The organism is Bradyrhizobium sp. BLXBL-01, from assembly GCF_051853025.1.
Lineage (GTDB): Bacteria > Pseudomonadota > Alphaproteobacteria > Rhizobiales > Xanthobacteraceae > Bradyrhizobium.
This window is the reverse complement of the sequence record NZ_CP182471.1, coordinates 1,628,206-1,647,999: the sequence shown is the minus strand read 5'-3', so window position 1 is coordinate 1,647,999 and position 19,794 is coordinate 1,628,206. Positions and strand designations below refer to the sequence as shown.

Annotated in this window: 16 protein-coding genes and 2 pseudogenes; all 18 read right to left on the bottom strand. The window is 59.4% G+C overall.

The genetic code is table 11. The annotated features are described in order from the left end of the window. Positions 1-44 precede the first annotated feature (44 nt). A complete protein-coding gene (nifD, locus tag ACNJYA_RS07725; RefSeq protein ID WP_439402347.1) occupies positions 45-1,547 on the bottom strand; it encodes a nitrogenase molybdenum-iron protein alpha chain in 1,503 nt (500 codons plus the stop codon). 106 nt (positions 1,548-1,653) lie between these two features. Next, on the bottom strand, positions 1,654-2,109 hold the full coding sequence (locus tag ACNJYA_RS07720; protein WP_439402346.1) for a hypothetical protein: 456 nt from the start codon (positions 2,107-2,109) through the stop codon (positions 1,654-1,656). 427 nt (positions 2,110-2,536) lie between these two features. Continuing rightward, positions 2,537-2,879 (bottom strand): annotated as a pseudogene (sufC, locus tag ACNJYA_RS07715) (Fe-S cluster assembly ATPase SufC); the annotation flags it as partial. A 5-nt stretch (positions 2,880-2,884) separates the two neighbouring features. Further along, complete coding sequence (locus ACNJYA_RS07710; RefSeq protein WP_439402345.1) at positions 2,885-3,517, bottom strand: cupin domain-containing protein; 633 nt, start codon at positions 3,515-3,517, stop codon at positions 2,885-2,887. A gap of 330 nt (positions 3,518-3,847) precedes the next feature. Beyond that, complete coding sequence (locus ACNJYA_RS07705) at positions 3,848-4,051, bottom strand: 4Fe-4S binding protein (RefSeq protein ID WP_036014930.1); 204 nt, start codon at positions 4,049-4,051, stop codon at positions 3,848-3,850. A 736-nt stretch (positions 4,052-4,787) separates the two neighbouring features. Beyond that, positions 4,788-5,900 (bottom strand): alanine dehydrogenase, encoded by a 1,113-nt coding sequence (gene ald, locus ACNJYA_RS07700; RefSeq protein WP_439402344.1) that lies wholly within the window; start codon positions 5,898-5,900, stop codon positions 4,788-4,790. Between the two features lie 686 nt (positions 5,901-6,586). Continuing rightward, on the bottom strand, positions 6,587-6,853 hold the full coding sequence (locus tag ACNJYA_RS07695) for a DUF3551 domain-containing protein (protein ID WP_439402343.1): 267 nt from the start codon (positions 6,851-6,853) through the stop codon (positions 6,587-6,589). Between the two features lie 492 nt (positions 6,854-7,345). Next, positions 7,346-7,501: pseudogene (locus ACNJYA_RS07690) on the bottom strand (transposase); the annotation flags it as partial. Between the two features lie 28 nt (positions 7,502-7,529). Then, entirely contained in the window at positions 7,530-10,259 is a 2,730-nt protein-coding gene (locus ACNJYA_RS07685) for a DUF5695 domain-containing protein (RefSeq protein WP_439402342.1), read from the bottom strand. A 616-nt stretch (positions 10,260-10,875) separates the two neighbouring features. Further along, positions 10,876-11,922: a hydrogenase expression/formation protein HypE gene (hypE, locus tag ACNJYA_RS07680; protein WP_439402341.1), complete on the bottom strand. Its 1,047-nt coding sequence runs from the start codon at positions 11,920-11,922 to the stop codon at positions 10,876-10,878. Then, positions 11,919-13,061, bottom strand: a complete 1,143-nt coding sequence (gene hypD, locus ACNJYA_RS07675; RefSeq protein ID WP_439402340.1) for a hydrogenase formation protein HypD — start codon at positions 13,059-13,061, stop codon at positions 11,919-11,921. The genes hypE and hypD overlap by 4 nt, the downstream gene beginning before the upstream one ends. Then, a complete protein-coding gene (locus ACNJYA_RS07670; RefSeq protein WP_439365825.1) occupies positions 13,058-13,246 on the bottom strand; it encodes a HypC/HybG/HupF family hydrogenase formation chaperone in 189 nt (62 codons plus the stop codon). Before ACNJYA_RS07670 ends, hypD begins: the two co-directional genes overlap by 4 nt. A gap of 49 nt (positions 13,247-13,295) precedes the next feature. Next, positions 13,296-15,551, bottom strand: coding sequence for a carbamoyltransferase HypF (gene hypF / locus ACNJYA_RS07665; protein ID WP_439402339.1), 2,256 nt, complete (start codon positions 15,549-15,551; stop codon positions 13,296-13,298). Beyond that, positions 15,548-16,495 carry a hydrogenase nickel incorporation protein HypB gene (gene hypB / locus ACNJYA_RS07660; protein ID WP_439403392.1) on the bottom strand — a complete coding sequence of 316 codons (948 nt, stop codon included), beginning with the start codon at positions 16,493-16,495 and terminating at the stop codon, positions 15,548-15,550. The genes hypF and hypB overlap by 4 nt, the downstream gene beginning before the upstream one ends. After that, positions 16,495-16,836, bottom strand: a complete 342-nt coding sequence (gene hypA, locus ACNJYA_RS07655) for a hydrogenase maturation nickel metallochaperone HypA (protein ID WP_036031281.1) — start codon at positions 16,834-16,836, stop codon at positions 16,495-16,497. Before hypA ends, hypB begins: the two co-directional genes overlap by 1 nt. Then, the gene (locus tag ACNJYA_RS07650) at positions 16,829-17,920 is read right to left on the bottom strand and encodes a hypothetical protein (RefSeq protein WP_439402338.1); all 1,092 of its coding nucleotides are present in this window, start codon (positions 17,918-17,920) and stop codon (positions 16,829-16,831) included. Before ACNJYA_RS07650 ends, hypA begins: the two co-directional genes overlap by 8 nt. 95 nt (positions 17,921-18,015) lie before the next feature. Continuing rightward, positions 18,016-18,873, bottom strand: coding sequence for a hydrogenase expression/formation protein (locus ACNJYA_RS07645; protein WP_439402337.1), 858 nt, complete (start codon positions 18,871-18,873; stop codon positions 18,016-18,018). Between the two features lie 615 nt (positions 18,874-19,488). Then, complete coding sequence (locus ACNJYA_RS07640) at positions 19,489-19,779, bottom strand: HypC/HybG/HupF family hydrogenase formation chaperone (protein ID WP_439402336.1); 291 nt, start codon at positions 19,777-19,779, stop codon at positions 19,489-19,491. Positions 19,780-19,794: the final 15 nt, after the last annotated feature.

The window sequence follows — 19,794 nt, the reverse complement described above, 5'->3', positions numbered from 1 at the left end:
CGAGATTGTTATCGCCTCGGCTTTCCCGAGCGAGTTGACTTGCTTTATTCGGCAGCCTGGAGCTTGGCGCTCGATGCTTCCTTCCAGGGGGCCTTGGTTTTCTTCCAAACCGGCGAATTGACCGCCATGTCCATGTCGCGGGCAAAGATCGCGAATCCGTCATAGCCGTGATATGGACCCGAATAGTCCCAAGAGTGCATCTGCCGGAACGGCACACCCATCTTTTGAAAAACGTACTTTTCCTTGATACCCGACCCGACGAGGTCAGGCTGGAGCTTTTCGACGAAGCGCTCGAACTCATAGCCATTGACGTCATCGTAGATAAGCGTGCTGTCCTTCACGTAGTGCTGAGCTGTGCGCTGATAGTCGTCGTTGTGACCGAACTCGTATCCGGTGCCAATGACTTCCATCCCCAGGTCCTCATATGCGCCAATCACATGACGCGGACGGAGCCCGCCGACGTACAGCATCACGGTCTTGCCCTCCAAGCGAGGCCGATATTTAGCGATCACCGCGTTCGCGAGCGGCTGATACTTCTCGATTACCCGCTCGGCGCCTTCCTTGATCTTGTCGTCGAAATAACCCGCAATCTTGCGCAATGACTCTGCGATCTTTGATGGTCCAAAGAAATTGTACTCGCACCACGGAATACCGAACTTCTCCTCCATGTGGCGTGAGATGTAGTTCATTGAACGGTAGCAATGCAGAATGTTGAGCTTTGCCTTCGGCGTTGCTTGGAGCTCAGCCAGTGAGCCGTCGCCGGACCACTGCGCGATTACCCGCAAACCCATCTCCTCCAGCAGAATTCGGGATGACCAAGCGTCGCCGCCGATATTGTAGTCTCCGATAATCGCAACATCGTACGGCGTCGGCTCGAACTTGGGTTTGGCATCATCCTCGAGATGGCCGAAAATCCAATCGCGCACCGCATCGTTCGCAATGTGATGGCCCAGTGACTGCGACACGCCCCGGAAGCCCTCACAACGGACCGGCACGATGGTCTTGCCTCCATACTCCTTGGATTTCGCTCGTGACACGGCTTCGATGTCGTCACCGATCAATCCGATCGGGCATTCCGATTGGATCGTGATGCCGTTGTTGAGTGGAAACAGCTCTTGGATTTCATCAAGAATTTTGACCAGTTTTTTGTCGCCTCCGAATACGATGTCCTTTTCCTGGAAGTCGGAGGTGAACTGTAGGGTCACGAAGCTATCGATACCTGTGGTGCCAACGTAATAGTTGCGACGCGAGCCCCACGAGTACTGACCGCAGCCGACGGGGCCATGGCTGATATGAACCATGTCCTTGATTGGTCCCCAGACCACCCCCTTTGACCCCGCATAGGCGCAGCCTCTGATCGTCATCACGCCCGGTATGGATTTGATGTTGGACTTCACGCCGCAGTCTGACTTTCCGGCCTGGTGAACATTGAGGTGCTTGGCACGCCGTTTCGCGGTTTTCTCCGGATAGACCTTCAGCACCTCCTCGATCAGCTCTTTGTTGCGAGCCCTGATTTCTGCGATGCTCTGGGTCGTGGCGAGACTCATCTGATGTCCTTCAAAGGTTAGCTGTTGCGAGGGCGGCTTCTTGATCCAAGACTTTTGCAACCAGCATGCCAGCGTCTCGTGAGCACCAAAACTGCAACAATCAAAGCTACTTAGCGCGCCTCATGCGGTGACAAGGGCGTTGTTGCGAATCCGACATGGCGCTTTCGCAGAGAACTCTTGGTGTGGCCCCGTTCGAAATGGAACAAGGCGGGCTCTGCCTGAAACTTCCCACCCGGTTCTGGAGCCTATCCGCGACTGCAGTGCTCTGCGATTGAAGGCGGAAGTCGGCCGCAAGGCCGGCTGGCCGACCCAGGCTTACCAATGCTTCTAACTTACTGAAATTAAAGATGCTCACCTGCTGCGATGATGATGACGTGCACGATCCGAAGCTGCAGAGCTCAACGCGAGCTGCCTTGCCACGTGTACGCTCGCCGGTCACGCGAGCAATTTGCCACACCTTGATAAGGGCATGCACGAGCACATCGATCTCTTCGCGTGTATTGTAAAGTCCAAGGGACACACGGCACGTCGCCAGCAGGCCGAAAAACTTGAGCAGCGGCATCGCACAGTGCGCCCCGCCCGCACGGTTACACCGGCGCGGTTCGGCCGGCGTCCCGATCAGGCGCACGAAGTTGATGGCCTGAGCCCCTCCTCCGGGTAAGCGAGCAGCATCTTCTCGGGACGTGAGGATCTGCAACTTGACTATTGAATTGATGTAATCGACAGCGGCGACCGACGGGCTTCGACGATCGGCGACGTACCCGCTTTGAACCGGTGTGGTGGATCGCCGTAAATGACACTGGAATGCCCGACCACGCAAATCATCTCCTCGCCGCTATTGAAGGGCGACATCGAGGCCAGTGCTCAGACTTGCCGTAAAGTACCTAGAACCCCTGTCGGAACATACAGTTTTTGACCCGTCATGACTTAGAAATCGCAATCGATGTCGCAGAAGTCGGCGTTCAGATGGACGCATTCATTGCGAACCGTCGACCCGGCGAACGCAAGCCGTTGATTGCGTTGGCGAGGATACGCAGCGCGTCGATGCAGAGGCCAGCATCGATCTCGTGCAGGACGCACAGGCTCGGCTCGAACAGTGCCATCTGCAAAACCTCGTTGCGCTTGTTCTCGCCACCGGAGAAGCCGAATTGAAGCCGCGCTTGAGCATCTCCTCGGCAATGTTAAGCCAACCGTCTCTTTTCAGAAATTCGCGGGTGGAGAATTCCTGCTCGCCGCGCGCCTTGCCCTGGGCGTTCAGTGCCCCGCGCAGAAAGTTCATTGTACTCACGCCGGAAACTCGACAGGATACTGGAATGCCAGGAACACGCCTTGGCGCCTCAACCCGCCGCCGAATCGGTCTGGCGCGGCGTCGTCACCCAGATCACGCGCGCCACCTGCTGGGTCGGGTTGTCGAACATGTGCGGCACGACGCTCGGAAAGCGAAAGCTGTCGCCGGCTTCCAGCACATGGGCCTGATTGTCGAGCCACAGCCTTAAGCTGCCCGAGAGGATGTAGCCTGCCTTCTCGCCGGTGTGCTGCAGGAAGTCGGTGCCGGAGGAGGCGCCGGGGTTGAGCGTGAGCTCGTAGAGCTCGAGCTCGCCCTTGCCTTCCGGGGTCAGCGCTTCCTTAACGACGCCGCTGACGGTGAGCCGCAGCAGCCGCCGTTTGGTCTTGCGCACGATGTAGCGCTGCCCGTCGGCGGGATCGCTGCTCTCGAAGAAATAGGAGATGGGGACGTCGAGCGCGATGCCGAGCAGGCGCAGCGTGCGGATCGACGGCATCGCGCGCGCGCGTTCGAGCTGGCTGATCATTCCGGTGGACAGGCCGGTCTTGTTGGCGACGTCCTGGATCGAGAGGTCGGCGCGCTGCCGCAGCAGCCGCACGGTTTCACCCAGGCGCTGGTCGACCGAATCGTCAGCTTCGATCGTGGAAGCGTCCCTGTTGCCGTTGGTATCGCCGCGACCATCCATGTCGCTCTCCCATGCATCTTCTCAGCCTCAGGGCATCGCGCCTCGTGGCTTCAGTCAGAGTGAAAAGCTGACGCATTCTAACAATGTGGCGACGGCTGTTTAGTCGTGAAGAACTTTTGCCAGAAAAATTTAGAAGCACTAAAGCCCACTCCTGTCCCTTTGCCGGGGTCTGGGGGCGGCGCGGTCGTTATGTCCCAACGCTCTGCGAGCGGCTCGCGCAAGTCACCACGAACTCGCGGCTAGCAAGTGAGAAAAACAGGAGACGGATAGGAAAGGCGGCTTTGTCGATAGCGTCTTCCTTTTGTTTCGTGCGGGAGCTCCTCTCGTCGGCTACCCGACCTTTGCCGGCACGCAGGTATCAGGCACCGGGCAAACGACGGCGCATTGTGGCGCGTCAAAATGCCCTTCACATTGGGTACACTGGGACGGATTGATCACATATATGTCGTTCTTCAGGCTGATCGCGGCATTGGGACACTCGAACTCACACGCACCGCAGACGGTGCACTGGGATGCGATTATCTTGTAAGCCATCACTGCGATTCCATAAGCAAAAGGTGCGGGACAGCTTCTTGCTATCAAGTCTTGTGCCAGACAGTATGAGCTTGCTTTGTCTGGAGTATTTTCGATAACGCAAATCGCCGCGTCGACACGCTGTCGCAAATCCTACACTGGGCGTGGCGGCTGATCTCGATGCTTTGATTTGCGCATGGTCAATTCACAGCAGTTAGCGATCAGATGAACCACCTTCGCCAGACTCAGCGGAACGATCTGAGATGCTCCCCAACGCCCGCCGTGCCACGGCTAAGATCGATGCGTCGCGCGGTATCATAGAGTCCCCGCGGGTCTAACCCAGGGCCGCATCTTGTTGATTCCACCCACCGGGACAGCCGCGGCTTACGCGACAGCATCACGGGCAGCAACCGGCAGGTCCTCACCAGGCTCCCTCCCCACAGCCAGTCAGAAGGTCGCGGCGGCCGCTCCAGATACAATCACACCCGTGATGCGCGTCCCTCTCGGGGCCCGCGGGACGCATTTTCAGTTGCCCCGGATTGCCGGCAAACCGGCATTCACATGCGCTGTATGGGGCAAAAGTACACTCTCTCCCCCTCGCCCGGGCGATTGAAACCAGGTGTTCGTCTGGTGATCCTCCGCTACGCTTCGCGGTCAGGGTAGATGCCGGCAGCGGTCAGGCGATTGATGTGGCCGAAAACAAGCCACCCAAAACGGTGGCTTAGTCACGGAGGAAACAGCATGAGGGCCTTTGGGATCACGCCGCAGCCTGTTCGATCGGTGAGAAGGGAAGCCCGAGGCTTTCGGCCACCGCTTTGTAAGTTAGCCGGCCCCGATGGACGTTGAGGCCTGCGCGCAAATGTGGATTTTCCAGTACGGCGGAAAACCCCTTGTTGGCCAGAGCCAAACCAAACGGCAGAGTTGCGTTATTCAGTGCTTGACTCGAGGTCAGCGGAACGGCGCCGGGCATATTGGCCACACAGTAATGAATGATGCCATCTACTTCGTAAGTCGGATCAGCGTGAGTGGTTGGGTGTGATGTCTCAAAGCAGCCGCCCTGGTCGATAGCGACGTCCACGAGTACTGCCCTCTTACGCATCGAGCTCAGCATGCTCCGCCGGACCAGCTTCGGCGCGCTCGCACCTGGAACGAGCACGGCACCAATCACCACATCCGCCGCAAATACCTCTTCCTCTACGGACTCGATGGTTGAAAACCTGGTGCGAACGCGCCCTTCGAATAGCTCGTCCAGCTCGCGGAGCCGGATTAACGAACGATCGATGATGGTCACTTCTGCGCCCAGACCGATCGCCATGCGTGCAGCGTGCGTACCGACGACGCCACCTCCGATCACCACGATTCGTGCAGGCTGAACACCGGGCACCCCACCGATCAGCAGCCCTCGTCCGCCTGTACTCCGCTTTAGGGCGCTACCCGCCGCTTCGACCGCAAGCCTACCCGCGACCTCGCTCATCGGCGCCAGCAATGGAAGACCACCATGCGCATCAGTTACCGTCTCATAGGCGATCGCGGTGCATCCAGATTCCAGGAGGCCGGTAGCCTGGTCCAGGTCGGGAGCCAGATGCAGATAAGTGAAGAGGATGTGATTCTCACGCAGCTGAGACCATTCGGACGGCTGAGGCTCCTTGACCTTTACGATCATCTCGCTCAAGGCGAATACCTCAACGGCGGAAGTTAGAATCGTTGCGCCAGCATTGCGATAATCGTCATCGGTTGCACCAATGCCAGCGCCCGCATTGGTCTCGATCATCACGCTGTGGCCTGCTGCCACGTATTCGCGGACAGCTCCAGGAGTAAGGCCCACGCGATATTCGTGCGCCTTGATTTCCTTTGGGACTCCGACCTTCATTTGAAAACTCCCTGCCTGACGCGCCCTTCTTATCGGAAGCGAGCAGCGATATCGCGACGCAGCCGATAAAATCGGTGCAGGAATTCAGCGATATTTGACAGGCTTCGCAGGATTTCAAACTAACGGGTGCCGAGCGGACCGTGGGACCTTGCTCCCTGAACTTAACGCGTCGACACGCGCGATAGTGATAAATCGTTCCGAATTGCTGTTTCGGCTCGGTGCGGAAGGTTCTTGCAGACCTCGTCGAGAACCACCGGTAAGAGGCAGTGCTGGGGCCATCCAACATTTGGCGATCTCCCTCATTTTCTGCCCCAAGCGGTAGATTTCGCGTTGGGAAGCCTCACGTCAAACACTACTCAAAGATGATTAGTCGAGCGGTCACCATGGAAAAGGAAGCTAACAAAAACGCAACAAGCAGATGTCTGTTTGACGCTTCGCGCTGCTCTTTTCTTGAATTGAATAAAGAGCGACGCCCGGCTGCGTGTGACGCCGATGAATCACTGCAGCCTGATGCTTTTGCTTTGCGTCCGACGCACCTGAGGTGACGCATCGCGTGGCGTGCTCGATGCTCGAACGGGGGAGGTCCGGATCGGAGGGCAGGGCCAGGTCCCTCAACCCGGCACGGCCGGTCCATTTATCTAAGCATGCCTCAGACTGATGTCTCTATCGTGCTCGACCTTCGCACGCTAGCGCGATTGTGCTCTCTGTCGCGCGAACGCGTAGACCGGATTGATACCACAATAGGCGTAGGTGCCTGATGCAGTGGCCATACACTGCTCATAGGTCGAAAACTGGCAATTGCCCGGATATCCCCAGGTACGTCCCTGCAGACAATATACGTCCTGCGGGGCCGGGGGGATGTACGAGCGAGCCCGCGAAGCCGCGCTCGAAGCCGATCCGAAGCTGACGAGCATGGGGATTGCAAGCACACCGATAAACAGACGATTGCGCATGATCTCGCCTCCGCTAAATCTCGCCGAAGGATAGAGGATTCGGATTTGATGTTTTGATCTTAGTCAATGGCAAATAGCCGGTCGCCATCGTGGGACGATCACCTTAGTCTAGAAACTCAAGTGTGACAGCGCTCCGAGTTCAGAGCAGCAATCTGGCTGCTTTTAGAGAAGAACGCATTTTTCCGGCGTGATGCGCCGCATCGGGGCGCAAAAGAACGAGGGAAGTAGCGAATCGGCATATATTACTCGCGCTCGCGCATGCGCGTTTGTGGCGATCAGACCGCCTGACTCACTGCGCTTCGAGCGCGAGAAATTGATTGGGCGATTGCTTCCGCGGATATCGACGTGGCCAGCCGCCAAGCGCCCCGTTTACAGGCCGAACATATGACCGCACCGTCGTCCCTTGTTCAACCACAGAAAGATCTTGCGGGAGAGGGCGGCCATGGCATTCACTCTTTCCATATTTCAACGGATATTGAATTTGTCGTCGATGCCCTCCGGCACGATCATGTGGATGTGCGGATGGTGGCTCATCGCCGAACCCGAGTAATGCAGCACCACGTTGATGCGGACACTTGCGCCGAGATGCTCGGGATTTGCGGGGATAATCGTCATCGCCTCGGAAGCAGCGTGAAACAGCAGGCCATAAGTGCCGGTCGCACCCGATAATCGGAGTCTAGCGAACCTGCCCCCCCGGTAAGCGCGCCGCAGGCAAGCGGATGACGATCTGGCTGTCCGTGATGTTGACGACTTCCTCGCGCTTTCTCCCGTCATCGTACCGCAATTCGAACGTCACTCCCGATGCAGATGGGGCAAAGGGCTCAGGCGTAAGGCTGATCCACCCCTCCCCCAAATTCAGAATGATCGGTCGATCCGCCCGAAAGCGGGCGTCGAGCAGCACCAAGTCCAATCCGAGAGACTGGAGCCGAACGTTGAGCCGTCGACGCACGCCATCACGTGGCCAAATACGCAGGGTGTGAGCGAACGTCTCCATGATGCCACCGTGACAAACCTGCCCAAAGATGGGATCGTCGGCAACGATCGTCGCAGCAGCGCGGACCGCCCCACAAAATCCCAGGTCGATCTCGCACGAGTAATACCACGTTCCACGGTGATGCGGTTGACCGAGCCATGTGGTCCCGCTCGGCGCCGGCTCGAAGCCGCCACCGGCTGCGCCGTCATTCTCCTCGCCGGGATACCAATAGCCATGACCGGCCGACGCAGGGCCGCTGTTCAGCAAAGCCCACGCGCTGAGTTGTGACGCATAGCCGAGACGAAGGAGCGGATGCGGGTCGTCTGCATCGTTCAGCGCATGATCAAGCAGCGCCCAGCCACCCATCTGCGCCATGTAAGTTAGCGTATAGGCGTCGCCCGCCGTGCGGCGATAATCGCTGCCTAGGTAGTAATAAGCAGGCTCCAACCAGCCACGGCAGAACAGATTTGCGGCGATCTGACGCTCCGCGAAAGCACGCGCTGCCGCCTTCGAAATCCCCATGGCGACAGGGTCGTCCAGGGCCGAGCGCGCCAGTGCCTGCGTTGATTCGAAGGCTGTGGAATCGAACGGATATTCAGACTTGAACAGGTCCGCCTTCGGATCGACGAAGGCGCGCACCTTACGCGCCCAGTGCGCCTCCAACGTCGCCGCCTCACGCGTCAAGCCCGCGCTCGTGAGTGCCGAAACCAGTTCGGGGATCACACATTCGTTGGTGCAGCCGGTGTGGTAGGCAGACCAAATCACCACGCGCATCGGCACCGTGAACATGGCCAGCGCCGTACCGTAGGCGCGTACCAAATAATCTCGCGCGCTCTGGCGGGTGGGTATCGCGGGATGGTCACGCGCGATGCGGTGCATGGCCAAATACATCGCGAAGATGTGCGGATAGTCATAAGGCCGCCAGATATGCAGGCGGCCCTTTGGGCCGGGATCGCTGCTTTCCCTGTTCTGCTTCCAATCGGGTATGCCGTACAGGCCGTACGCGTATGCCTCCTGTGTGGTACGTTGCAGCCCGCCCCAGAGGAACGTATCTATATACCGATCCAGCGCCGCCACTTCCGCCACATCAGGATGCTCGGCATTCTTGGTCGCGAGGTAAGCGGGCTTGCTCAGCCCGGGATCGTCGCACGTCACCTCGTAGACGCGCCAGCCCTTGATCCGATCGTAATTGTCCGGGCCAAGCAGGACCTGCGTCTCCATATTCCACTCGCCAAACAAACCGTCGTACCATTTGGACGGGTCACGATGCTGCCGCTTCACGATGAAGGTTGCGCGCTTCTTCATCATCGTCTCGACGGGCTCGGTAGCGAAGAATTCAAGAAAGGTCTGGCGCGCACCCGGCTGGTGTAGGGTCAGCCGGTTCTCGCCCAATCGCGAAAAGCGAATCCGCCACAGTCGCCTGCCAGCCCGATCCGGCAACCGTTGCACCACCGTATCGCCGGTAAATTCCGCTTCGATTCGCTCCACCGGAATGGAGGACGCGAGCGCGATGTCGACATGCAGGTCGTTGGGAACCGTCATGCCAGGCATTACTTCCACGTCCACCAGACCGGCGTCCGCGATAGCCGTGCGCGCCGCCTCGTAATCGGCAACCCACTGGAAGCGGAGACGGTAACGCCGTTGCTCGTTCGGCGACAGGAACAGGGAATGGGTGGGCTGGCGCCAGCGAGTCCCGCCTGCCCCTGCCTCGTCGGCGGCCGCCCCGGCTAAGATGTAGGCGCACCACGTCCCACTGGCTTCGGCCGAATCCGTGTGGATATCCCAATATTCCAGTGACGTGTCCGCTTCCGGTAAGAGCATGAGGAAGGGACCGGTGCTGTTGCCGCGAATCCAGAGGATGTGCGATCCATGCCCCGAGACGAAGCTGTGCTTCAAAACAGCCACCGATACCGGTTGCCCTGCCGGAAATTCGGTGTTCATCGGCATGGGTAAATAGAGGTCGCCAACCTCCACGCTCGTCATGCCATCGTTCCGCAGCATGATCTCCCACGTCAATCCAGCCTCGTCGACTGCGAGGCGAGTCGTGAGAAGGACGCCGGCATCGCGGGCTGCTAGTTCAAGGGCCGCGCTATGCATCGGCTTCGTTGCATCAACGCCGGTTCGAAGCGTATGCCATTCGGATCCGGCACGCCGAACTCTAGCGTGAGCCGTCCCCAGCACGGCTCCAGCCAGAACATAATCCGTGTCATACGCATCGTTACGATACCGCAACGAGGTAATGCCGTCTTGTGTGCACCCAACGATGAAGGGAGAGTCGGCCGCCTTCAACACCATGACAACCTTGCGCTGCGACCGATTGGGTGTAGGCACCGTAAAGCCTCCTAACAACGCGCTACCCAAGAAGCTACTGCCCAACAGCATCGTACGACGCGTATACGTCCAGGCTTTAGACATGCCTTTGGTCTTCGCCATCAACCGTATCCGGTATCGCTGATAAAGAGCTGGAGCCTATATCCAACAGGCGAACTTCTCGCCGGACCTCCGGGGAGTCGTGGATCATCCCTGTGGCGGCAACTTGGCAGCCACAGGCTCGCTCTCGAGAGTTACGCTCGTTCTGCGGGCGACGACCTTCCAGCCGGCCCTTTCTGCTGCTGAGGCTGGCTGTATGGGAGTCGGCGGCCGTTAGGCGGATTCGGTTGCTGCTCGTGCGAGTTTTGGCCGTGCACGATCAACCTTGTGCCGATCGAACGCCTTCTCGAGAAACAGGGTCGCAAACCATGGAAAGTCAGGCGCTACCAGCGGGCGCGGGTTAACTTATCGGGACGATGGCTTTGGTGATTGGGGCCGTGCTCACGCCGCGTAGAAGTTTCAGATGGCCGCGCTCGCCCATGGCGGTGAAATCATGAATGTGCCGGTTAGCCTTGGGGCGGGCATGCGAATCCTTCCACTCGACCAAAGGACGCTGGGCGTGTCGGAGGCGAGCACCTTCGCTGCGGGCCACCGCCGAGGTCGTGGACGTCGAAGGCTTGAAGGAGTTGTATCAGTCGAGGTTTCTGAAACGACGTCAGCCGCAGAGTGCGCACCCTGTTCAACATATCCGAGGCAATTGTTCGCCCCACAGCCAGTCGACGACGCGTCGGCCGCCGAAACCGGTGGTCATCTGCACAAATTTGTGATCGTCAGCCACCGCCTCGCCAATATCAGCTGCATCGGACGCGAGCGGGTGCGCCTTCATGGCAGCAAGCACGGCATCGGCCGAATCAGGCGCGACGATCGCAACGAGCTTGCCCTCGTTGGCGACATGGATCGGCTCAAGTCCAAGAAGTTCGCAGGCAGCCGTAACCGCAGGCTTCACCGGAATGGTTGATTCCTGCAAATGGAACCCAACGTCGGATTGATGCGCAATCTCGTTGAGAGCCGCAGCGAGCCCGCCACGCGTGGGGTCGCGCATCACCCGGATGCCGCCAGGGCCGGCGGCAATCATGACCGCTACGAGATCATGCAAGGCTGCTGAGTCCGAGACGATTTCGGTTTGAAAAGCGACGTTCTGACGTTTTGACATAATCGCCACCCCATGGTCGCCGAGGCTTCCGGACACCAGCACACGATCCCCGACCCTTACCTTGTCGGCGGACAGATCCAAACCATCGGCCACAAGCCCGATCCCGGCCACGGAGATGAACAGACCGTCTGCTTTGCCACGCTCGACGACTTTGGTGTCTCCAGCAATGATGTGAACGCCGCCCCCGCGAGCTGCCGCGCCCATCGAATCCGCGATCGACTTCAGATCCGAAAAACGGAAACCCTCCTCGATGATAAAGCTGGCTGACAGATAGAGCGGACGCGCACCGGACATCGCGACATCATTGATCGTGCCGTGCACAGCCAATGACCCGATATTGCCGCCGGGAAAGAACAGTGGGGTAACCACATAGCCGTCGGTCGTCATCACCATCCTGCCTGCCGAAACGTCAAACGCCGACTGATCATTGCAGCGAGCGAGCCATTCATTACCGAAGGCTTGGTGAAAAAGGTCGGAGATCAGCTGTGCCATGGCACGGCCCCCGGATCCGTGGGACAGTTCAACGCGCCCGTTCTTTACGTCGAGCTTGCGTGGATAGGCTTTCACGCTCATGACCTTTGCCTCACCTGTTCACCACGAACTCGGCCATAGGTCCAATACGCCGCACAAGCGCCTTCTGATGACACCATGCAAGCGCCTATGGGCGTTTCCGGCGTGCAGATCTTTCCAATCAACTTGCAATCGGCGGGCCGTTTGGCGCCACGCAGGATCGCGCAGCACTCGCATGCCGGATCGTCTGCGACACGCATGTCATGGATCGCAAAACGCGTCTCGGCGTCGAATTTTGCGTAAGACCGCTTCAGCTTCAGTCCGCTGTTGGGTACGAGTCCGAGCCCACGCCATTCAAACTGATCACGCAGTTCGAATACCTGCGACACCTCGTCCTTGGCCCGCAGATTGCCTTCGCGTGTCACTGCACGGCGGTATTGGTTTTCTACCTCGTAGCGGTGTTGATTCACCTGCCGCACCAGCATCAATATAGCTTGCAGTATGTCGAGGGGTTCAAATCCCGCGACTACGATCGGCTTCTCGAACTGTTCTACCAGAGGCTCGTAAGGCTGCGTACCGATAATGGTGCTGACATGCGCAGGTCCGATGAAGCCGTCAATTGGGACGCCGCCGGTGTTGCGGATCTTCGGGTTATCGAGAATACTGTGCATCGCAGAGGGTGTAAGCACGTGATTGCAGAACACGCTCAGGCCCTCCAACCGCTTGCTCTCGGCAATCCGGATCATGACCGCCGTCGGGGGCGTCGTGGTCTCAAAACCGATGGCAAAGAAGACCACCTCGCGGCCCGGTATCTGTTCGGCGAGCCGGATAGCGTCCAGCGTCGAGTAAACCATCCGAATGTCAGCGCCCAGCGCTTTGGCTCGCAACAGGGACTGTCCTTGCGACCCGGGAGCACGCATTAAGTCGCCGTAGACGCAGAGAGTGACCTCTGATCGCTCGACGAGCCGGATCGCCATGTCGATTCGGCTCGCGGGCAGAACGCAGACGGGACAACCGGGCCCGTGGATCATCCGGACGTTCGCGGGCAGCAGATCCTCGAGGCCGTAGCGGGAGATCGCATGAGTGTGTCCGCCGCAAAATTCCATGAACCGATAGGCTCTTTGCGAACTGACCTCAGCATCAATCGCACGCGCAAGTCCCTGCGCGATGGTTTTGTCGCGAAATTCGTCAGAATATTTCATGATCGGCATTCCTGCGCGGCGGTGCTTAGCTCCTGCAGGAGCTCCAGCGTGCGCTTGGCTTCCGCCTGATCGATCTTAGCGAGCGCATAGCCGGCATGGACGAGGACGCAATCGCCGACATCGAGCTCGTCGACGAGAGCAATCGATATCTCCAGGCTGATGCCATCGATGGACACGAGAGCCATGTCGTTGGGTAGGATTTTCGCGATCTTCGCCGGAACCGAAAGACACATATCAGGCAGTTATTCCCGTGGCGGACGACTGTTGAGCAATCTGTAGAGCGGCAATCCAGGCCTGGCCAAGGCTCAAACCGCCGTCACTGGGCGGCAGCCGCCGCGGCACCAATGGGGTAAGACCGGCTGCGCTGCAACCGCGCGGGATCTCGTCCGACAGCACCGTGTTCAGGAAGCAGCCGCCGCTCAGAACGACGGTATTGACGCCGGTTGTTCGCGCAGCGCGCGTGACCCAGTCGACACAGGCGGCGGCGAAAGTGCCATGAAACAGCCCCGCTCCACCTGCGGCGTCAATGTCATCAGCAATCAACCGCGAAAATAGCGGACGAAGCGACAGCACGCCGCCGTCGATCGTCCAGCCGGCTTCGAGAATCGTTGCCCGCCGCACCAGCGCTTCGAGCTTCATCGCTGCTTCGCCCTCATAGCTCTGCAAATGCGCAATACCCAGCAGCGCGGCTGCCGCGTCGAACAACCGCCCCGCACTGGTGGTGGCGGTCCCGCCCGGCTGATCGAGCAAGTCCGACACACACACCGCTTGCCGTTGCGCCGCAAAGCGCTGCCCGATTTCGTTAGCCCTGCCGAGCCCGTGTAGTACTGCGCTCGCCATACGCCACGGCTCGCGGGCTGCACGATCTCCACCGGGCATCTGCAGGGGCGCTAAGTGCCCTATGCGTCGGAACCACGTCCCTTCGCACAACAATAGTTCGCCACCCCAGTTACCGCCGTCGGCGCCGAAGCCATGGCCATCGAGCACCAGCGCAAGCGCTGGTCCCGTATGGCCATGCTCGGCGATTACTGCGGCAGCGTGTGCGTGGTGATGCTGGACCGCGACCAGCGCGTGAGCATTTGCTTCCGCAAACCGGGTAGAAGCCATATCGGGATGCAGATCATGGGCGTAAGCCACAGGCTCCACGTCAAGGATCGATGTGAGATGTCGTATCGTCTTCTCGAACGCACGGATGCCTTCGGCCGTATTTAGATCGCCAATATGCTGAGAGACGAACGCTTGGTTGTCCCGGGTGATTGTGACGGTCGACTTCAGTTCGCCGCCGACGGCGAGCACGGGCGGGACCGATCTCGCAAGCCGGATCGGCTCGGGAACATAGCCACGAGCACGACGAACGAATTGGGGCCGGCCAGCCATCACCGAAACCACGGAATCATCAGCACCCGTCAAGATATCGCGATCATGGGTCACGATAAGATCGGCGATTCCGTCGAGCCGCCGCAGCGCCTGCGCGTTGTCAACCAGCAGCGGTTCGCCGCAAAGATTGGCACTGGTGGCCACCATGACGGGGCTGCAACCCGCACGCACACCTCGCGAGCGAAGCGCATGGAAGATGAGGTGATGCAGCGGCACTACGGGCAGCATGATACCCACTCGCGATAACCCAGGAGCTATGGCGGGCGCCAGATTGTGGCGCGATGGCAGGAGGACGATAGGGCGTGCTACGGATTCTAGCAGTGCTAGCTCGGGCGCGTTCGCTTCCGCGATCTCGCTGACGCGCTCGATGGAATCGACCATAATCGCGAACGGCTTCTGAAGGCGGTGCTTTCTCCTGCGCAAACGCTGCACGACCTCTTGATTACGCGCATCGCAAAGAAGCTGGTATCCGCCCAGCCCCTTTATCGCCACGATCTGCCCCCGCGCGATTGCCGCGACAATATCGCTGATCCCATGGCTGAGCCGAGGACCGCATGCTGGGCATGCGATCGCCTCCGCGTGAAACCTGCGGCTTGCCGGATCGGCATAGTCAGCCACGCACGCGGCGCACAAACTAAACGCCCTCATCACAGTGTTGCGACGATCGTACGGAAGCTGTTCGGCGATGGTGTAGCGTGGGCCGCAATGGCAACAACTGATGAAAGGGTAAAGGTAATGCCGATTTTCTGGATCGAATAGCTCTTTAAGGCATCGTTGGCAGACCGCGGCATCAGCGACGATCTGCGTCGACAATTTGCCGGCTTCGCTCGTACCGATCGAAAAACCCTTCTCCGCGAGCGCGGCAGTCTCGCGAACGCAGACGTCGACTATGCGTGCCAATGGAGGCGCCTCGAGCGGCAACGCGGCGACAAACTCCAACGCACGGTGGCCCTCAACCTCGATGATAACGCCCTCAGCGCCATTGATGACAAACCCCGCCAATCCGTACCGAATGGCAAGTCCATAGACGTAAGGACGAAAGCCGACCCCTTGCACTGCCCCAGTCACGATGACGCGCAGCCGTGTTCGGTCGCAGGTGGCTGCGGCGTTCATCGCCCTGTGTCCTCGAAGGCGCGCCTCAGACGGCCCGCCTGTCTATCGATCCAGGCGTAGAGCGCGGCAAAGCCTTCGCCAGTCCGAGCCGAAACTACAATCACGTCGATCTTCGGGTTGACCCGTCTGGCGTATTCGATGGCCTTGCCCAAGTCGAATTCGAGCGCCGACGCTAGATCAATCTTGTTAATCACCATGAGCGACGAAGCGGCAAACACATCGGGATACTTCAGCGGCTTGTCTTCACCTTCAGTAATCGAGAACACTACGATCTTGCAGGCTTCGCCAAGATCGAAGGCGGCGGGACAGATCAGATTACCCACGTTTTCGATGAAGAGAATACCGCCTGAGAGCAGCGGCAGGCGGCGATAAGCCTCGCCAATCATTGTAGCGTCGAGATGACAATTCTTGCCGGTATTGATTTGAACAGCTGGCACGCCGGCGGCCTGAATCCGTCTGGCATCGTTCGAGGTCTGCTGGTCCCCTTCGATGACCCCGACCCACCGGCTGCACTTGAGCTCGGACACCGCGCGGACGAGCAGCGTCGTTTTGCCGGCACCGGGGCTGGACAAAACATTAAATACAAGCAGGTCATCGGCTGCGAAGAGCGCGCGATTGTTCGCCGCTATTCCATTATTCTTGTGCAGGATATCGCGCTCAATCTCAACGAGCCGTTTCCGGCTCCTGCCACAGCCCCTCAAATCAGGCGGAACGACGCCGTTCGGAAGCGCTTGCGCGTTATGCGCCTGGTGATTGGCTGAGCTAGGACAGCGATTATAGCTCTCACCAGAGTGGTTTGACGGCGGCGGCCGTTGGTCGCCCGGCGGAAGAGCAGAATGGCAGTCGCGATCTTCCTGAAGGGATCGTTCATGGCTCTCCGCATCATTCACCTCGGCGCGTTTTGTGGACGGCGTCCGTTCGTGGCAGCCGCAAACAGTACACATCAATCGATCTCCAGCTCTTTCACCCGCATCTGTTCGCCCGCGGTCACCTGCAAGTGATAGCTGCCGCAGCAAGGGCAGCACTCACCGCGCCGAGCGATTTCGACGCTCTTCGAACAGCTCATGCACCAGGCAACGCCTGGCAGTTCGACGATATTAAGTGCCGCGCCCTCGGCAACGGTCCGCGTTGCAGCGGCAGCAAAGCAAAACCTGATCGCTTCAGGCGCCGCATGACTCAGCGCTCCCATCTCCAGACAGATGCTCCGCACCCGCGAGGAGGATCGCTCGTGTACCTTCTCCTCGACAATCTGAATGATGCCAAGACAAATCGCCATTTCATGCATCGCGAACTTCGCTAAGGTTGAGGGTGAACGCGACGCACGGATCGAGCGATGCAATCACCGCATGGACTGCATCTCCGCGTTTTCGAGCCGTCAGCACCGCGCCTTGCAGATTCCGTACAAGCGGCCCGCGCCGGTGAAAATTCCACTCCGTCGGCGCAAGAAATTCGAAGCGGGATATTCTACCCTGAGCGTCGAGTTCAACCGCGTGGTAGAGACGGCCCCTGGCGCATTCGACCGCGGCCGCTGCACGGCGCGGCCCTAGCTTATATCTTTCGATAATCCCATGCTCCGCGGCGCCAATCTGAGCGCCGGCCTTAAGCCAGGCACATAGCCGCACGATTTCATTAAATCTTGCCATCAGCCGCTCGGCCGCACCGAAGGGTCCCACCGGGACCCGATCCCGGCTGATCTGGCGCGCCCATGGACCCGTCTCGGGCACATGTCCGTCAACATCGGGACAATGGCAGAACTTCGAGTCATCCCCGAGCAATCGTTTCGTGATGTTGGGGTCGTCAGCAACAGACAGGAATGAGTGCCCCGCCGGAATTGACTTCACGTCGACGTCATTAAGCGCCGCAACGCGAACCGCCAGCGGGCTACCAGACCTCAGCGCCTCCCCCTCATGTAGACCGAGCGCGGCAAGCGCAGCGACAATCCGCGCGGTAGCTTCGCGTTGAGCAGAGCTCCAGGCTGGCTGTGCGGAGCGGACAAATGCTGACAATTCCGACATCAGGGAGCGGATCCTCGCCGCACTGGCGACATCTAACGTAAGATGTCCGACAAAAAGGCTCCGGGCCAACTCCGCGATCCGCTCAGTAACGATAAGTGTAATACGCTGCCGTCTTGTTGCGCGGGTGATCACCTCGTCGCGCGCCGTCTCGATCGCGGACAAGAATGCAGTTTGCTGCGCAGCGACACACAACGCGAAAAGCCGCGGCAGCACGTTGATCACTGTCGAGGGCTCCTTGCCGGCGAACATCCGCGCCAGCGGCGGCCGGACTCGCGGCAGGATCTCGACCGAGGCGACTACGTCGGCAGCTAGCAATACGCGGACATCGATTTTGTTGCGGGCAACGAGACTCATGGGCAACGCTCCGTCATCATCCCGCGCAAGCTAAAGTCCACGCGCTTGCACCGTCTGCGGGATCCCACCCGATGCCGAATGCCCAAGAGAGCTCTTCATGTGAAGTACGCCTCAATAATTTCCTGCATGCGCTCGGCTGAGTCCTGGAAATCCTCATCGGCAGCCAACGTAACAATCGGCACGCCGCCGACCTCCAGCGTATCAAGGATGATGTCGTCCGTAGAATTGAAGAACTGCACGGACCAGACATTCCTAATCCTGGTCGCCTGTACTCGGCAGGTGCCGTAGCCGTGCAACATGAGTTGGACCGGTCCATTGCCCAAGCTTTGCTGTAGGAATGCCAAGTCGATAATGCTCATCGGCAGTGACGTCAGATTGATAACATGGGCGTGCATGCCCAATTGCCAGACCCTCGCCCGCTCCCGTATTTCGGCCAGCACCGGTTGAACGTTCATCGCGCCATTCGGCGGCGAGCCGATCACAAGCTCGGCCGACGTCAGGTCAGTTGCGGCACGCCGGACAACCTGCGGAATCGACCCGACCTCAACATATTCATGCGCGGGCTCAGTGCCGATGCGCAAGCGCCAGATTCCCGCAAGCACAGACTCCCGGATTTGCGCCAAAGAGCCATCTGGCAGCGCAACCACGCCGGCCACCTCACCTTCTCCGAGCAGTTCGTCAATCAACTTGCGTTCGCCATCGCCGAGATTTGCGAGTCCGTACAGTTGTGTCCGAGCACCGCTTCTCTGACCGCGAACGGCAGCGGCGGCGTTTGCTAACAGCAAGGTGGCGTTCGGATAGTTCCTTCCACGCTCGTCCGCGTCGCGCCAGGCGGGGCCGGCGAGCGAACTCATTAGACCGGTATGGAATACATCGAGACTCGCAGAGCCAGTGGCAAGCTCGTTCGTCGCCCGCTCAGCGCCGCCGGGTAGAACGGGGGTCGCTGGTTTCATGATGCGATGCTCCGTTGTCCGCACCGAGCGGCAATGCACTTGCCGAAGCAAGGGCTGGCGGCGTGTGCCCTAATGATCGGTACGGAGATGCGGTTGATCGCAAGCAAACGGTCCGATCTCTTGCTGAGCAGGCAGACTTCATCGTGCCTAGGGCATAGAGTCCGCATCGACCGTCTACGTCGGCCGAGCCCGCCGACCCGTGTGCCACTAACGCCGCGGGAACCCACTGCGTCTTGCATGCCTTGTCGAAACTTCTTGACAACTTCAGGAAGGAAGAATGCGAGCTGGATGATCCGGAGCTCGGTCCCGGACAGCGGCATCGCAGTCACCGTCACTTGAGCGTGCGCGGCTAGGCGCGCATCGACGCTGACGCCCTCCACGTCGGACGGAGGGCGTCGCGCCGAACCATGCTGCGCCGGCTGCAATTTCATCAAACGCCTTTCTGATGATGTTCGGTTCTGCTAGCAGAGCGTTAGCAAGGCGCATGCCAATCACCGTCTGGCCGCGGCTCGCGCTCGGACCAACGGCAAAGCGCCTGATATTTTCCAGTCAAACGTTACGTGCGACTGGAATTCGATTGTGAGAACCCTCACTCGGCGCAAGCGAGCAGAACGGCTACCGTAAGTGCTCCGGCAATTGTGGCTCGTGACCGATCAAGTCTGCAAAGAATCGATTGCTGTCCTGGCCGTTGAGGCTGGCCTCAAGCCCGTCAAGTGCTTCCGAGATCAGCCTTGCTTCATTGTCGTCCAAAACCCGCACCGCGCTGTCGATATGGACGAGCACCTTGGCGCCGACCGGTACATCGGGGAGCAGCATGACCGAGACGCGCCGCTGTTCATTGCCATACTCGCACAGCGCCGTGATACCGTCGGTCTCGGCAATCGTCATTGGCAAGCCAAGGCACATTGTCAGTCGCAGGCC

What these genes read in the sequence shown, in the direction of transcription:
- ACNJYA_RS07695 (WP_439402343.1), bottom strand. Translation starts at nt 6,853, where the DNA reads ATGCGCAATCGTCTGTTTATCGGTGTGCTTGCAATCCCCATGCTCGTC.
- ACNJYA_RS07645 (WP_439402337.1), bottom strand. Translation starts at nt 18,873, where the DNA reads ATGAAACCAGCGACCCCCGTTCTACCCGGCGGCGCTGAGCGGGCGACG.
- ACNJYA_RS07685 (WP_439402342.1), bottom strand. Translation starts at nt 10,259, where the DNA reads ATGGCGAAGACCAAAGGCATGTCTAAAGCCTGGACGTATACGCGTCGT.
- hypE (WP_439402341.1), bottom strand. Translation starts at nt 11,922, where the DNA reads ATGAGCGTGAAAGCCTATCCACGCAAGCTCGACGTAAAGAACGGGCGC.
- hypF (WP_439402339.1), bottom strand. Translation starts at nt 15,551, where the DNA reads ATGAACGCCGCAGCCACCTGCGACCGAACACGGCTGCGCGTCATCGTG.
- ACNJYA_RS07670 (WP_439365825.1), bottom strand. Translation starts at nt 13,246, where the DNA reads ATGGCTCTCGTGTCCATCGATGGCATCAGCCTGGAGATATCGATTGCT.
- ACNJYA_RS07650 (WP_439402338.1), bottom strand. Translation starts at nt 17,920, where the DNA reads ATGAGTCTCGTTGCCCGCAACAAAATCGATGTCCGCGTATTGCTAGCT.
- hypD (WP_439402340.1), bottom strand. Translation starts at nt 13,061, where the DNA reads ATGAAATATTCTGACGAATTTCGCGACAAAACCATCGCGCAGGGACTT.
- hypA (WP_036031281.1), bottom strand. Translation starts at nt 16,836, where the DNA reads ATGCATGAAATGGCGATTTGTCTTGGCATCATTCAGATTGTCGAGGAG.
- nifD (WP_439402347.1), bottom strand. Translation starts at nt 1,547, where the DNA reads ATGAGTCTCGCCACGACCCAGAGCATCGCAGAAATCAGGGCTCGCAAC.
- ACNJYA_RS07705 (WP_036014930.1), bottom strand. Translation starts at nt 4,051, where the DNA reads ATGGCTTACAAGATAATCGCATCCCAGTGCACCGTCTGCGGTGCGTGT.
- hypB (WP_439403392.1), bottom strand. Translation starts at nt 16,495, where the DNA reads ATGTGTACTGTTTGCGGCTGCCACGAACGGACGCCGTCCACAAAACGC.
- ald (WP_439402344.1), bottom strand. Translation starts at nt 5,900, where the DNA reads ATGAAGGTCGGAGTCCCAAAGGAAATCAAGGCGCACGAATATCGCGTG.
- ACNJYA_RS07710 (WP_439402345.1), bottom strand. Translation starts at nt 3,517, where the DNA reads ATGGATGGTCGCGGCGATACCAACGGCAACAGGGACGCTTCCACGATC.
- ACNJYA_RS07640 (WP_439402336.1), bottom strand. Translation starts at nt 19,779, where the DNA reads ATGTGCCTTGGCTTGCCAATGACGATTGCCGAGACCGACGGTATCACG.
- ACNJYA_RS07720 (WP_439402346.1), bottom strand. Translation starts at nt 2,109, where the DNA reads ATGCCGCTGCTCAAGTTTTTCGGCCTGCTGGCGACGTGCCGTGTGTCC.